Genomic DNA, 14095 nt, shown 5'->3' with positions numbered 1-14095 from the left:
GTTGCATTTCTTTCCTATCATATCATATGGGCACAAAAAAACCCCCGGCGGCTCAATCCGCTTCGGGGGGTTCTGGTTGTTCCTGCACTTCTGGTTCCGGTGCTTTACCGGCTTTTTTCAAGACGAAATAAGAGCATCCGAAATTGCAGTATTCGTATAAATAATCCTGGAGCGTACTGATCTTCGTATCATAGCTTGCCTTGTTATTGCTATCATCAAAAAAGCCTTTTAGGCGAAGCTGTCCGTATCCCCAGTCGCCCAGGATATAATCGTATTTGGCCAGAATATCGCTGTACCTGTTTTGGAACGCTTCTTCCTGAAACCCTTCGCGATGATCCTCGATCACCTCGTAATTCCATTTTTCAATTGTGATCAATATCCTCACCACCCATACCTAGTAATGACAAAAGCCTGGGCTTGCATCATCCTGCTTTTACCTGCTCGAATCCTGCTTCAAATGTATCACACCAGGGACATGTGGACAAGCTGCGCTATTGGCAGCTGGTTAAACAAAAACCTCCGGCACAATGTTTGCCGGAGGTTTCCATATTATCCTAAGTCTTCTGCTTTGTTTGCTTTACTCGATCTTACAGCGTGGAAAATGCTCGCTGCAAGCCCTCCCCAGAGGAGGACCATACCGATGATCATGACTACAATCGCGCTAACTGACATGTCGATCCCTCCTTATTCTTTTTCTTTCGCCGGATGTTCGGAATGCTCGTCGTAATAGCGGTAGTTTTTATGCCATTTGCCGAGCGAGAACAAGATGCCGAAGAGCAGGGCTCCTGCTGCAACCGCCACACCGCCGAATAAAGTGAACATATTGGAATAGCCTTCATAGTTTCCTGTTTCCGTTTCGAATTGCTGGAAAATGTTCAAACGCAGCAAGCCGAACATCATATAGCCGAGAACGAGTGGTGTGATAACGCCCAAGCTGAATTTCCACCAGCCGCCGAGATGGATGTCAGAAATCTCGTTGGCGTGATTCTGAAGATCGCCCGCTTTGCGCAAGATCCAGACCACCATGATAACTTCCACCAGTCCAACTGCGGCAACACCGAATTGGTTGATGTAGTAATCGGCGATATCCAAGAAGAACAATCCGCCTTGAGTAGCAAATAAGATAGAGATCAATGCGGCAAGACCGCCGCCGAATGCGACCGCTTTGCGGCGCGAGATGCCGAATTTTTCGCTGAATCCAGCTACGTAAGTTTCAGTGATCGACATGAGTGATGTCAGTCCCGCAAGCGTCAATGACAGGAAGAACAAGAAGCCGAAGAGGCCATTGAATCCTGGGAATTCATTGATGATCGCCGGGAATACAACAAATGCCAAGCCGACGCCTGCAGATGCTACATCCGCCACTTCTACGCCGGATTGCGTCGCCATGAAACCGAGTACCGCAAACACCCCGATACCAGCAAGCAACTCAAAGCTTGAGTTTGCAAATCCGGTAATGAACGCGTTGTTTGTGATATCCGATTTTTTCGGCAGATAACTTGAGTAAGTGATCATGATCGCAAAAGCAACCGATAAACTGAAGAAGATATGCCCATAAGCCGCGACCCAAACGGTCGGATCCATGATGGCATCGAAGTTCGGCTCGAAGAATGCCTCTAGTCCAAGCGCTGCCCCGTCTAATGTGACCGCACGGATTACGATTATCGTGAAAATGACAACCAAAGTCGGGATGAAAATACGGTTCGCCATTTCGATCCCTTTTTTGACACCGGCAAGTAAGATGCCGAGCGTAATGATCCAGACAATCGCTAATGGAATGAAAATGCCCCAGACGATTCCCCCCGTCTCGCCTGGACTTACGGTCAATTGAAGGAAATCATTGAATAAGAACCCTTCTGTATCTTCCCCCCACGCCTGATTGAACGAAAACAGCGTGTATCGAATCGCCCAAGCAATGATGACCGCGTAATACACTGAAATGACGAACGATACGAACATCGCCCACCATCCGAGCCATTCTGCTTTCTTACCGCTCATTCTAAAGAATGAAAGTGGTGCGGATCCGCGATAACGATGGCCGATAGTGAACTCCAATATAAGGATTGGAATCCCGGCTGTTAAAAGAGCAAACAAATACGGTATAAAAAATGCGCCCCCACCATTTTCATATGCTACATACGGGAATCGCCAAATATTCCCTAGTCCTATTGCTGAACCGACCGCCGCCATGATAAAACCGGCTCTCGTTCCCCATGTAGAACGTTCCATTTCTCTTCCCCCTTTGTTGTAAACTTCCAATTTTTTAACAGAAAAATAGGAAGTTTGTTTATATTCAGATTATTTTGGAATCTAAATTTAGTATAACTAGGACCCTGTTCAAAGTAAAGATAATTTCTGAAAATTTTTCAAAAAAACTATTACGACAATAATAAAAAGCCGGAGATAGAATATCTCCGGCTTTCAAATCTTAGTTCTGTTCATGTTTTTCCATTAAGGTTGTGCGCTTAGACCAGAAAACGAATAGTATTGCCAAGGTGATGGCCACCGCTCCAAGAGCCAAAGGCAAGGAGCCGGTGAAGCCTATGACGATATACCCTACTGCTGCAATCGCTGCAGAAGTCAATGCATACGGAAGTTGCGTGACCACATGGTCCATATGATTGCTTCCTGCGCCTGTTGACGACAAAATCGTCGTATCCGAGATCGGTGAACAATGATCTCCAAATACTGCCCCTGCCAATACAGCCGACAAGGAAGCGAGCAATAGTTCCGGTTCTGCCTGAATCATGATCGTGCCGGCAATCGGCAACAAGATCCCAAACGATCCCCAGGAAGTGCCCGTCGAAAATGCCATGACGCCAGCTAACAAGAACAATAGGACCGGCAAGACACTCGTTGGCACATTGCCACGAGCCACAGCATCAGCCAAGAAAGTACCTGTTTCCAACGCATCAATCAAATACGTTAGCGACCAGGCAAAGATTAGGATGAAGACAGCGCCCGCCATCGATTGGATTCCCGCCCAGATGCCTCTGGCGATCCAATGCGCTTCTGCCGCTTCATTGTGCTTGATTTGCATCGCATACAAGACGATTGCAGCGAGCGCCCCGATCAACCCACCGGCAAGCAAGGACAAAGGAACATCCGTGTTTTCAAAAATGAGCCAAATGTCGAAGACTCCTCCTGCATTTACATATCCTGTCCACATCATCGCTGTGACCGTTCCCACAATCAATAACAGGATCGGCAATAGCAAATCACGGACGCGGCCATGCGAATGGCTCGGGAACTCTTCCTTCATTTCCCCTGGAATTACTTTATCCGGATTGAACAGCTGGCCTTCGGTAATCGCCAGGCGTTCATGCTTTTTCATTTCCCCGAAATCTACATCACGGATCGCGACGAAGAACACGATGGCAAGTGCCGCAATGACGTAGAAGTTCATCGGTGCCATCCACAGGAACGCTTCCAGTGCAGAATAATCCAGGAAGGTCTGTCCAGCCAGGATCGTCCCGATGATGCCGATGATTGCAGCTCCCCAGCTAGAGACAGGAGACACGACACAAATCGGCGCCGCAGTAGAATCGATGAAATAAGCAAGTTTTGCGCGCGATACTTTATAGCGGTCCGTAATCGGCCGTGCAACTTGCCCAACTGCTAAAGCATTGAAATAGTCATCAATGAAAATCAAGATACCAAGAAATACGGTAACCAACTTCGCCCCGCGGCGTGTTTTGACACGCGCAGATGCCCAATCGGCAAACGCATGGCTGCCGCCGGACAGGCTGACGAATGCTGTAATGACACCCAGCAGCAATAAGAACAAGATGATGAAAACGTTGTAAGCGTTGAAGCCCTCATTCCAAAAAATCACCGCAAATGAAGTAAATAATTCATTCACTGCCTCAATCGGTGCAAACGATGTCAAGATCAGCGCAGCTGCCACGATGCCGACGCCGAGCGACAGCAACACACGACGCGTCAACAGAACCATCGCAATCGCGATAATCGGCGGCAGTATCGAAAAGATAGTGTTTTCCATAATTAGATTTCCTCCTATTCATTTTGATGGTAAGGCTTAGACCAAAAAAGCCGGCTTATCCAAGGGATAAACCGGCTTCCTACAATTCGTCTGTGTGCACAAGCATCAAACAACCCTGTAGCTCTCCATCTGCAACTCACTGCAAATGACAGTGGCATTCCTGTTCGAAATGTCCCCAATCGCCGCTCCCCTGACCCGGAAACGGTGATTTCGGCAAGCTTCCCTTTCGAATGTGGTCAACGCGGTCAAACTCGCACATTCTACTGATGAAGGCTGCAGCCTCTACCCATCGATATCTAATTCATAAAAAGCATAGCCCAAAAAGCACACGAAATCAACTAACAGTCCATTTTGAATGTTCCTTCTATTTAATAGCTTTCATGCGAAAATAATCACCAAACACATCACGCAGGAATTCAGGCATGAAGTAACTTTTCGGCGCACGCTTCAAAGCCGGGAAAAAATAGCCGAACGTAAACAGGTCAAGCGTCGCCAGCCGATAGATACGATCGGGGTCAGCAGGCTTGCCCCCGACCCATAATTGATGTTCATCCATCTCCATGTTGCTGTGAATCATCCGGCCGAACACCGCTCCGCGAAAGCCCATGCCTTTGAGCTCAAGCTGCGGCCAGTCTTCGTTCAAGGATTGGACGTAAATTTCCTTGAGCTCCGCACCGCTGAGATCGATCACGCACGGATTGATCGGATGCGGCAACATGCGGTGGAAATCGTAGCGCGTCATTTCCCCTTGCGGCATATCTTCCATGAAAATTCCGGCATTGAACAATCCGCAATCTGCCGAAGCGAACGAAACCAAAGCATCGCCAAACAGCTCAGCCATCGGAGAGGGCTTGAACCATTCTGCTTTCAACAGGTGGTCATTATAGAAAACCGTCTCCGCCATCTGCTGCTTGCCGATGCCGACCAAGTATTCATTGAACCCTTCATCGGCTTCTGGCAACTGGTCGGTCTCGATCACTTCTGCTGTCATCTTGCGTGTCGCTATATCAATTTCAATATGGCCGATATAATAGCCGAACTTGCCGGCAGCACCGAGCAAGGTTTTGCCAATTTCTTTTCCTTGGTGGAACAGATGGTGGGTATGCGCTCCCAAGATGACATCGAGTTCCGGGCATTCTGCAGCCAACAGTTCATCTTCCCTGATGCCGAGATGGGACAGGCAGATGAGAAAATCGACCGACTCGCGGATTTCCGCTGCTTCCCGTTTGATCGCTTCCCTGCCGTTTGTCACTTGCCAGCCAAGGCGGCGGTAAAACGGGGTGAATTCTGCCGTTGCTGCAACGAGCCCGATTTTTGTGCCATCATTCGTTACGATGACCCGATTGGGGCTTGCCCATTCTGGCTGCTTGCCGTCTAAATCCAATAAATTGGCGACCACGACGGAAAAATCTGCCTGCACATACAATTCGTCCAGTTCTGCTTTAGACAGCGTAATCCCTTCGTTATTGCCGATGGTCACAGCATCGTATCCGGCTTCATTGAGCAGCTGGACATTGCCTTTGCCAGCCGTCCCTTCCGTAAACGGATGCGACCGGTCAGCGTGGTCCCCGATATCGAGCACCAAACACACATCGCCCGCTTCTTCGTGCCAGCGCCTGCGTTCCGTCAGCAAGGATTTGATGCGGAGCCAGTGCGCAAAATGGCTATGCAGGTCGTTCGTATGATAAATATGGATGGTTTCACTCATGTCAAACACCTCATTATGAACTGAAAATTCCTTCGTAAATCGAGCGGAGCCCGAGTAATAATAATGCGAGCCGCAGCACGACAACCAGAGTCTCGGATTTGATGCTGCGGTTCAGCCTCGCCCCGATCTTCGCTCCGATGTATGCTGAGGGGATGATGGCTAAGGTATAGATCCACGGGACATTGCCGAGTGAAATATGCGTGATGGAATTGACAATGGCCGATAGAAAGACCATCAGCATCGACGTTCCAACAGCTACGTGAGGCGGAAATAAAAATAGCAAGATCATGGCGGGAACGAGGATCGAACCGCCGCCGATGCCGAATAGCCCGGAAGCAAAGCCGATGAAGAAGGTCAACACGAGCGCGAACCATATCGGATAGCCGTAGACATATTGCTGATCGGTTTTGCGGTCATGGAAACTTTGCTTTTTGCCGTGATCGACAAACCAGCTCACCGCCTTCAAGCGATCCCGGAGCAACAGGAGCAGCGATAAGAACACCAATAGCAGGCCGAAATACAATTGAAAGGACGGCACATCCAGACTGCGGTTAACGAAGGCGCCTAAAATCGTGCCCGGCGCACTGCCAAGAAAGAAAATGAAACCGCTCCGGTAATCGACAGTGCCAACTTTCATATAGGCAATCGTCGAAGACAAACCGGTGAAAATCATCATGACGACCGAGAGCCCGACAATCTGTTGAGGCGATAAGTCTGGAAACAAGCTGACCGAGGAGCTGAGGAACAGCAGCACCGGCACCAATATGACGCCTCCACCAAGCCCGATGAGCGCCCCAACAATCCCAGAAGCAAGTCCGGTCACTAGAAGGATCAGGAATACCATCAGAATCCGCCTTCGAACAGGTCAAGCTGTTTCGGGGATAATCCCTCAAAATGCAAACCGTTCAATTGCTGGAACTGTTTCGCATCCCCCGCTGCATGCCCGCCTGAATTATTATTGAAGATTACATATACCTGCTCTGCCTGTTGTTCAAGACGCTTTACAGCCCGGCTGATTTCTTCTAGTTCTTTGCTGTTGTAATCATAGAGATAGCGCACTTCCCGCCATTTTTCGGCATTGCCTGGATTCAGCCAGCCGTGGACATTGCGCCCGTGCAGACGCAGCAGCACTTTATCTTTGCGGCTGGATTCCGGAACAAGCGGGATCGAACCGTCCCCCGCTTGCGGTTCATCACAGACCGAATGAATCAAGCCGTGCTCGCGGAGAAATTCCAGCGTCTTTTCTTTCATGCCGTCTGCGTACCAGGACTGATGGCGGAATTCGATTGCCAAGTCGAATTCCTGCAACTCCGAGATGATCGCACGGATTTCATCGACATGATCTTTTTGGCAGTCGAACCACGGCGGAAATTGCAACAGCACCATCGCCAGCTTTCCCGCTTCTTTAAGCGGCCTGACAGACAACCTGTAAGCTTCGAACATCTCCTCGCGGGTCGCGAATGGGTTCTCCCCGCGCTGATGCCCCGTCATGCCTTGATAAGCTTTTACGACAAATTGGAAATTGTCCGGTGTCTCGCGGATCCATTTGCTGATATTGCGCTCAGGCTGGACTGCATAAAATGAAGAATCCAGTTCCACAATCGGAAAATGCGCGCTGTAATCGACCAATTTATCTTTTTGTTTCGAGCCGGGGCTATAGACATCTGGATGATCTCCCCAGCCCGTCAATCCAACATAAATCATCGCCCTGCCTCCATTTTCGTTATTATTTTATGATAGCATAGAACAAAACAGGCGTCCTTTTTGAGATTCGCCGAAGCAATGCCAGGCGAAGTCCCCTTATTTCCCGTATGGTTACAATCACATATCAAACCATTTTTTAGGAGGTTTTTGGAAATGAAAAAACCATGGGACACAGATGCCCTTATCTCACGCTTTGAGGACAATCGCAACCCAGAGCTTGCCGTTTCAATGGCCGCTTATATGAAACACAACTTCCCATTTTTAGGAATACAGAAACCTCTGCGTACTGCGTTAATGAAAGAGCAGCTATCCACATATCTCCTCCCTGAAAAAGCACAATTGAAGTCCATTGTCCAAGCACTGTACGCACTGCCGGAACGTGAATTTCATTACGCGGCCATCGAATTGCTGGAACAAGCAAAAAAGGAACTGACTCCAGACGACTTACCGTTTTTGCGTTCGCTGGTCGAATCCAATTCCTGGTGGGACACTGTCGATGCCATCGCCCCGAAACTTGCCGGTCATATTGTGTTGCTCGACCGAACAATCACTGCCCCGCTCCTTGTTGAGTGGGCCCATGCAGAAAACTTATGGACCCAGCGAGCAGCTATTTTGCACCAGCTGAAATTCAAGCAACGCACCGACACAGAAATGCTCGGCTCCATCATAGAACTGCATGCTGAATCACGCGAATTCTTCATCCAAAAATCCATCGGCTGGGCTTTGAGGGAATACGCAAAAACTGATCCCATGTGGGTCTTGGACTTCGTCTCTGCCCATGCGCTTCAGCCACTGAGCAAGCGGGAAGCTCTAAAACACATAAAAAAATAAGCTTCGGCATCCACGAAGGACGCCAAAGCTTATTTTTTAATTGGGCTGCAGGTTTCTAGAACAACCCGCCGAGCCCGCCGCCGATTTTGGATTTAGCGAGATCAATCAATTCGTTTTTTTCGTTTTCATCGATTTTGCCGTCCTCGTATGCTTGCTTGACTTGAGTGATGATTTCTTTCGCTTCTCCCATGTCAGCGTTGCTGATTTTCTCTTTTAACGCGTCAAAAGTTTGGCTCATTAGAAAAATCCCTCCTCAAATTTCTGCTTCATCCTTTGTATACCCTTGCGATAAGCAGTAAAACGAAATTCATGCAAACGAGGAAATCCACTCCTCCAAAATAGCATAAAAAATCCCCGGCATTTTCCATGCCGGGGATTGATTAATTAATGGATTGATTAACCGATTGAACCTTCCATCTCGAACTTGATAAGACGGTTCATTTCGACTGCATACTCCATCGGCAATTCTTTTGTGAATGGCTCGATGAAGCCCATGACGATCATTTCCGTTGCTTCTTGTTCAGAAACACCGCGGCTCATCAGATAGAACAATTGCTCTTCAGAGACTTTCGACACTTTTGCTTCGTGTTCAAGTGAAACGTTGTCGTTCATGATCTCGTTATAAGGAATTGTATCGGATGTCGACTGGTTGTCCATGATCAATGTATCGCATTCGATATTCGAACGTGCGCCGTCCGCTTTGCGGCCGAAATGCACGATTCCGCGGTAAGAAACTTTCCCGCCTTGTTTCGAAATCGATTTGGAAACGATCGATGATGATGTATTTGGCGCCAAGTGAATCATTTTTGCGCCTGCATCCTGGTGCTGGCCTTTGCCGGCGATCGCAATCGACAATGTCATGCCGCGTGCGCCTTCACCTTTAAGGAAAACTGCAGGATATTTCATCGTCAATTTCGAACCGATGTTGCCGTCGATCCATTCCATTGTGCCATTCGCATCAACGAAAGCACGTTTCGTTACCAGGTTATATACGTTGTTTGCCCAGTTTTGGATCGTTGTATAGCGGCAATAAGCATCTTTTTTCACGATGATTTCAACAACAGCAGAGTGCAGTGAGTTCGTCGTGTAAACAGGCGCTGTACAGCCTTCTACGTAATGGACGCTTGCGCCTTCGTCGACGATGATCATCGTACGTTCGAATTGGCCCATGTTTTCCGAGTTGATACGGAAATAGGCTTGCAGCGGCGATTCCACTTTGATGCCTGGCGGTACGTAGATGAACGAGCCACCCGACCAAACAGCCGTGTTCAATGCAGAGAATTTATTGTCTGCTGCTGGAATGACTGTCTGGAAGTTTTCTCTGAAGAGGTCTTCGTTTTCACGAAGTGCCGCATCTGTATCTTTAAAGATGATGCCCATGTCTTCAAGATCCGCTTTCATGTTATGGTAAACAACTTCGGATTCGTACTGTGCAGAAACACCGGCAAGGTATTTCTGTTCAGCTTCAGGAATTCCCAGCTTATCAAACGTACGCTTGATTTCTTCAGGAACTTCATCCCATGAAGTCTGGCTTGCTTCAGAGGGCTTGACGTAATACGTGATTTCGTCAAAATCCAACGAGTTCAAATCTCCGCCCCATTGCGGCATTGGCATAGAATAGAATAGTTTCAACGCTTTCAAGCGTGATTCGAGCATCCATTCAGGTTCTTCTTTAATCTTCGAAATTTCTCTGACAATGTCTTCCGTCAGACCGCGTTTGGATCTGAAGATGGAAACATCCTTGTCATGGAACCCATATTTATAATCTCCGATTTCCGGCATTTTTTTCGCCATCGTCGTTCCTCCGTTCTCTGTTACGATTTTTCTTCGTCGTGCACACCTTTTTCCATGGCTTTCCACGCTAAGGTCGCGCATTTGATACGCGCCGGGAATTTGGATACACCTTGCAATGCTTCAATATCCCCAAGGTCCACTGAATCGTCGTACTCTTTGCCAAGCATCATGTCCGAGAAAATCTCGGACAGCTTCAAGGCTGTATCTACATCTTTGCCTTTGACGGCTTGCGTCATCATGGAAGCAGATGCCATGGAAATCGAGCAGCCTTCCCCGTCGAATTTGGCGTCTTTGACGATGCCATCTTCCACTTGCAGCGTTAATTGGATCCGGTCGCCGCAAGTCGGGTTGTTCATTTCGATATTGACACTGTCCTGTTCAAGCGCTCCCTTGTTGCGGGGCGTCTTGTAATGGTCCATGATCACTTGTCGATATAATTGATCTAAATTATTAAAAGACATCGCTAAAATACTCCTTTGCAGAACGCAAACCTTCCACTAGGCGATCGATATCCGATTCGTCATTATAAAGATAGAAGCTTGCGCGTGCTGTCGCTGTCACATCGAGCCATTTCATCAATGGCTGGGCGCAGTGATGACCTGCGCGGACAGCGATGCCGCTCATATCGAGCACAGTCGCTACATCATGGGGATGGACTTCTTTTAAATTGAAAGTGACGATCCCTGCACGTTTCGCCGGGTCTTTCGGGCCGTAAATCTCTAGCCCTTCAATTCCCGACATCTTATCCATTGCGATGGCTGCCATATGATGTTCATGTTTTTCGATCTCATCTAATCCGATTTCCTGCAGGAAGTCGATAGCCGCAGCCAAGCCGACTGCCCCAGCAATGATCGGTGTGCCGCCTTCAAATTTCCAAGGCAACTCTTTCCATGTCGAATCGTATAATCCGACAAAGTCGATCATCTCCCCGCCAAACTCGACAGGCTCCATGGCTTCAAGCAAATGCTTTTTGCCATACAACACGCCGATGCCGGTTGGTCCGACCATTTTATGGCCGGAAAATGCGAAGAAGTCGCAATCCAAGTCTTGGACATCGATTTTCAAGTGAGGCGCAGCTTGTGCTCCGTCCACCATCATGACAGCGCCATGTTCGTGGGCGATTTTCGCCACTTCCTTCACCGGGTTCATCGTGCCAAGCACATTGGATACGTAGACCATCGACACGATTTTAGTCCGGTCAGTAATGGCTGCACGGACGTTTTCAAGTGAGATGGTTCCGTCTTCTTCGAGCTCGATATATTTCAAGACAGCGCCGCGCTCTTTTGCCAGCTGCTGCCAAGGAATGATGTTCGAGTGATGCTCCATATACGTGATGACGATTTCGTCGCCTTCTTCCACATTGGCACGGCCATAGCTTTGCGCGACTAAGTTAATCGCGGTCGTCGTGCCGCGGAGAAAGACGATTTCCTGCGTCGATCTGGCATTGATGAATTGTTGCACTTTCTCGCGGGCGCCTTCATATTTCTCTGTCGCCCGGTTGCCGAGCGTGTGGACGCCGCGGTGGACATTGGAATTATCAAACTCGTAATAGTCTTTCAGCGCTTCGATGACTGGCGTCGGCTTCTGGGAAGTCGCCGCGCTGTCTAAATAGACGAGCGGATGTCCATTGATTTCCTGGTTGAGTATCGGGAAATAACTCTTGATCTCTGGATTCATTAGCGGACTTTCCTTTCGATAACCTCCGTCAATTGCTTTTTAACGCCTTCGATTGGCAACACGTTTACAACCGGTGCCAGGAAGCCGTGAATAACAAGACGTTCAGCTTCTTGTTTTGTAATGCCTCGGCTCATCAAATAATACAATTGAAGCGGATCGACGCGTCCGACTGATGCCGCATGGCCTGCCGTTACATCATCTTCGTCGATCAAGAGAATCGGGTTCGCATCGCCGCGTGCTTTCGGGCTTAACATCAGGACACGTGATTCCTGTTCTGCGTTAGCTTTCGTTGCGCCGTGTTCGATTTTGCCGATGCCGTTGAAGATCGCAGACGCGGAGTCTTTCATGACGCCGTGCTTCAAGATCTGGCCGTCGGAGTTTTTGCCCCAGTGGATGACTTGCGTCGTGAAGTTCTGCTTTTGAGTGCCTCTTCCAACCACTACTGTTTTCGTATCGCCGACTGAATTGTCGCCGATTAGGAATGTCGTGTTATCGGAAATGGTGTCGCTGTCGTTCATCATGCCGAGCGCCCATTCGATGCGTGCATCGCGCTGCGCTACTCCGCGGCGGTTCACGTAAGTCGTGAATCCTTCAGCGAGTACATCCACTGCACCGTAAGTGACAGACGCATTGTCTTCTGCAAATACTTCTGAAACGATATTCGCTTGGCCTTTTGCTTTCGGCACGGTGGAAATATAGTTTTCGACGTAAGTTACTTCACTGCCTTTATCTGCGACAATCAATGCGTGATTGAACAGAGAAGCTTCCTCATTGTCATGTATAAAGATCGCTTGCACCGGATTCTTTATGGCAAGATTCTTTGGTACATACAGGAACATCCCGCCATTTAGAAGCGCTGCATGAAGAGCCGTCAATTTATGTTCTTCAGCTTTGACTGCTTCTGTCATGAAATACTTAGCAACCAAATCACCGTGCTCACGGATCGCTGTTTGGATATCTGTCAAAATGACACCTTGTTGCTGTAGGTTTTTATCCAAAGAAATGTAAGCAGGCGTATTATTGTGCTGGATGTATAGATTTTTTTGATCCGTATCAACAATGGATTTTACCTGCTCCGGCAATTCATCCAGTGACGCATACGTAGAGCTTTCTACTGTATGGACCGGGAAATCCGTGAAGTTCCAGTTAATGATTTTTGTTTTGTCGGGTTTTGGGAGCGGCAACGCTTCGGCAGCAGCCAAAGCCTGTACGCGCAAGTTCGTAAATTCTTCTGGTTCTGAGTGCGAAGCCGAGAAGGAGCGTACATCCTGCTCGGTCATCGTTAATTTTGTTTCAACCGTCACGTTAGTCTCTCCTTCCAATTATGCTTCTTGTCCGACAGTCTCGTCTTCGATGCCGAGTTCTGCCTTAATCCAGTCATAGCCTTCCGCTTCCAGTTTATGCGCAAGTTCAGGTCCGCCTGATTTAACGACGCGGCCTTGCATCATAACATGGACGTGATCTGGCGTGATGTAGTTCAACAGGCGCTGATAGTGAGTGATGATCAAGCAGCCAAAGTTCTCGCCCTTCATTTGGTTGATGCCGTCAGATACGACTTTCAATGCATCGATATCGAGACCGGAGTCAATTTCATCGAGTACGGCGAATGTCGGTTTGATCATCATCATTTGAAGGATTTCATTGCGTTTCTTCTCGCCGCCGGAGAATCCTTCGTTCAAGTAGCGCTGTGCCATGTCCTGGTCCATCGCAAGAGTTTCCATTTTGCTGTCAAGTTCACGGATGAATTTCATCAATGAAACTTCATTGCCTTCTTCGCGGCGTGCGTTCATCGCAGAGCGCATGAAGTCAGCATTGGTAACACCTGAGATTTCGCTCGGGTACTGCATAGCCAAGAAGAGTCCTGCGCGTGCGCGCTCGTCGACTTCCATCGCCAATACGTCTTCTCCGTCCAATTCGATCGTGCCTTGTGTTACTTCATATTTAGGATGCCCCATGATTGCTGACGCCAAGGTAGATTTCCCTGTACCGTTCGGCCCCATGATGGCATGGATTTCGCTCGTGTTAATTGTGATGTTTACACCTTTTAAAATCTGTTTTCCTTCGATTTCAACGTGTAAATCTTTAATGACCAAAGTTGACATGTAAATACCTCCATAAATGTTATTGAAGAATGCCTCGCACTCTTAATTAGTATCATTCTAATCTTAACTTATATCGACTTCAGTAGCAAATGTTAAAATCGGCCGCAAGTCTCCGCCAAAAACCATTTTGAAATCCGTATTTCCTGCTGTCGGCAAGCTATTCCCAGCTGGCTTTGCCGATTTCCTGCATTTTCAATAAAGTTGGGCTAAATGAGAATTCATTTCAATAAACTTCTCCTCAGTTGCTCGATTCTGCGTATTTTGGCATAGAAAAAC

The 14095-nt window shown here is 48.2% G+C and carries 14 protein-coding genes and 1 riboswitch; of the genes, 1 reads left to right on the top strand and 13 read right to left on the bottom strand.

All coding sequences use genetic code 11. From position 1 onward, the window contains the following. Positions 1 to 52 precede the first annotated feature (52 nt). The 7 genes from AUC31_RS04375 to AUC31_RS04350 all read right to left on the bottom strand — a co-directional run bounded on the left by AUC31_RS04375 (position 53) and on the right by AUC31_RS04350 (position 7415). Complete coding sequence (locus tag AUC31_RS04375) at positions 53 to 376, bottom strand: YutD family protein (RefSeq protein WP_058381200.1); 324 nt, start codon at positions 374 to 376, stop codon at positions 53 to 55. A gap of 173 nt (positions 377 to 549) precedes the next feature. Further along, entirely contained in the window at positions 550 to 672 is a 123-nt protein-coding gene (locus tag AUC31_RS17665) for a methionine/alanine import family NSS transporter small subunit (RefSeq protein WP_157073458.1), read from the bottom strand. A 12-nt stretch (positions 673 to 684) separates the two neighbouring features. Next, positions 685 to 2229, bottom strand: a complete 1545-nt coding sequence (locus AUC31_RS04370; RefSeq protein ID WP_058381201.1) for a sodium-dependent transporter — start codon at positions 2227 to 2229, stop codon at positions 685 to 687. A 199-nt stretch (positions 2230 to 2428) separates the two neighbouring features. Beyond that, positions 2429 to 4003: a Na+/H+ antiporter NhaC family protein gene (locus tag AUC31_RS04365; protein WP_058381202.1), complete on the bottom strand. Its 1575-nt coding sequence runs from the start codon at positions 4001 to 4003 to the stop codon at positions 2429 to 2431. A gap of 110 nt (positions 4004 to 4113) precedes the next feature. Continuing rightward, positions 4114 to 4296: riboswitch (Lysine riboswitch) on the bottom strand. Positions 4297 to 4367: 71 nt separating this feature from the next. Beyond that, on the bottom strand, positions 4368 to 5711 hold the full coding sequence (locus AUC31_RS04360) for a bifunctional metallophosphatase/5'-nucleotidase (RefSeq protein ID WP_058381203.1): 1344 nt from the start codon (positions 5709 to 5711) through the stop codon (positions 4368 to 4370). A gap of 13 nt (positions 5712 to 5724) precedes the next feature. Continuing rightward, positions 5725 to 6555 (bottom strand): sulfite exporter TauE/SafE family protein, encoded by an 831-nt coding sequence (locus AUC31_RS04355; RefSeq protein WP_058381204.1) that lies wholly within the window; start codon positions 6553 to 6555, stop codon positions 5725 to 5727. Then, a complete protein-coding gene (locus AUC31_RS04350; protein ID WP_058381205.1) occupies positions 6555 to 7415 on the bottom strand; it encodes a DUF72 domain-containing protein in 861 nt (286 codons plus the stop codon). Before AUC31_RS04350 ends, AUC31_RS04355 begins: the two co-directional genes overlap by 1 nt. 153 nt (positions 7416 to 7568) lie before the next feature. Between AUC31_RS04350 and AUC31_RS04345 the strand changes: the two genes are divergently transcribed. Further along, complete coding sequence (locus AUC31_RS04345) at positions 7569 to 8246, top strand: DNA alkylation repair protein (protein WP_058381206.1); 678 nt, start codon at positions 7569 to 7571, stop codon at positions 8244 to 8246. Between the two features lie 55 nt (positions 8247 to 8301). Here the strand turns inward: AUC31_RS04345 and AUC31_RS04340 are convergent, their stop codons facing one another. The 6 genes from AUC31_RS04340 to sufC form a co-directional block, all read right to left on the bottom strand. Continuing rightward, positions 8302 to 8484 carry a hypothetical protein gene (locus tag AUC31_RS04340; protein ID WP_058381207.1) on the bottom strand — a complete coding sequence of 61 codons (183 nt, stop codon included), beginning with the start codon at positions 8482 to 8484 and terminating at the stop codon, positions 8302 to 8304. Between the two features lie 158 nt (positions 8485 to 8642). Next, positions 8643 to 10040, bottom strand: a complete 1398-nt coding sequence (sufB, locus tag AUC31_RS04335; protein ID WP_058381208.1) for a Fe-S cluster assembly protein SufB — start codon at positions 10038 to 10040, stop codon at positions 8643 to 8645. Between the two features lie 20 nt (positions 10041 to 10060). After that, positions 10061 to 10501 carry a Fe-S cluster assembly sulfur transfer protein SufU gene (sufU, locus tag AUC31_RS04330; RefSeq protein WP_058381209.1) on the bottom strand — a complete coding sequence of 147 codons (441 nt, stop codon included), beginning with the start codon at positions 10499 to 10501 and terminating at the stop codon, positions 10061 to 10063. After that, positions 10491 to 11717 (bottom strand): cysteine desulfurase, encoded by a 1227-nt coding sequence (locus tag AUC31_RS04325; protein ID WP_058381210.1) that lies wholly within the window; start codon positions 11715 to 11717, stop codon positions 10491 to 10493. The genes sufU and AUC31_RS04325 overlap by 11 nt, the downstream gene beginning before the upstream one ends. Continuing rightward, the gene (gene sufD / locus AUC31_RS04320; protein WP_058381211.1) at positions 11717 to 13021 is read right to left on the bottom strand and encodes a Fe-S cluster assembly protein SufD; all 1305 of its coding nucleotides are present in this window, start codon (positions 13019 to 13021) and stop codon (positions 11717 to 11719) included. The genes AUC31_RS04325 and sufD overlap by 1 nt, the downstream gene beginning before the upstream one ends. A gap of 18 nt (positions 13022 to 13039) precedes the next feature. Next, a complete protein-coding gene (gene sufC / locus AUC31_RS04315) occupies positions 13040 to 13819 on the bottom strand; it encodes a Fe-S cluster assembly ATPase SufC (protein ID WP_058381212.1) in 780 nt (259 codons plus the stop codon). Between the last annotated feature and the right edge of the window lie 276 nt (positions 13820 to 14095).

This window comes from Planococcus rifietoensis (genome assembly GCF_001465795.2).
GTDB lineage: Bacteria > Bacillota > Bacilli > Bacillales_A > Planococcaceae > Planococcus > Planococcus rifietoensis.
The sequence above is the reverse complement of the archived record's forward strand: the minus strand, read 5'-3'. Positions and strand labels throughout refer to the sequence as shown.

Coding starts and splice junctions, on each gene's coding strand:
- AUC31_RS17665 (WP_157073458.1), bottom strand. CDS start 672: ATGTCAGTTAGCGCGATTGTAGTCATGATCATCGGTATGGTCCTCCTC.
- AUC31_RS04370 (WP_058381201.1), bottom strand. CDS start 2,229: ATGGAACGTTCTACATGGGGAACGAGAGCCGGTTTTATCATGGCGGCG.
- AUC31_RS04365 (WP_058381202.1), bottom strand. CDS start 4,003: ATGGAAAACACTATCTTTTCGATACTGCCGCCGATTATCGCGATTGCG.
- AUC31_RS04360 (WP_058381203.1), bottom strand. CDS start 5,711: ATGAGTGAAACCATCCATATTTATCATACGAACGACCTGCATAGCCAT.
- AUC31_RS04355 (WP_058381204.1), bottom strand. CDS start 6,555: ATGGTATTCCTGATCCTTCTAGTGACCGGACTTGCTTCTGGGATTGTT.
- AUC31_RS04350 (WP_058381205.1), bottom strand. CDS start 7,415: ATGATTTATGTTGGATTGACGGGCTGGGGAGATCATCCAGATGTCTAT.
- AUC31_RS04345 (WP_058381206.1), top strand. CDS start 7,569: ATGAAAAAACCATGGGACACAGATGCCCTTATCTCACGCTTTGAGGAC.
- AUC31_RS04340 (WP_058381207.1), bottom strand. CDS start 8,484: ATGAGCCAAACTTTTGACGCGTTAAAAGAGAAAATCAGCAACGCTGAC.
- sufB (WP_058381208.1), bottom strand. CDS start 10,040: ATGGCGAAAAAAATGCCGGAAATCGGAGATTATAAATATGGGTTCCAT.
- sufU (WP_058381209.1), bottom strand. CDS start 10,501: ATGTCTTTTAATAATTTAGATCAATTATATCGACAAGTGATCATGGAC.
- AUC31_RS04325 (WP_058381210.1), bottom strand. CDS start 11,717: ATGAATCCAGAGATCAAGAGTTATTTCCCGATACTCAACCAGGAAATC.
- sufC (WP_058381212.1), bottom strand. CDS start 13,819: ATGTCAACTTTGGTCATTAAAGATTTACACGTTGAAATCGAAGGAAAA.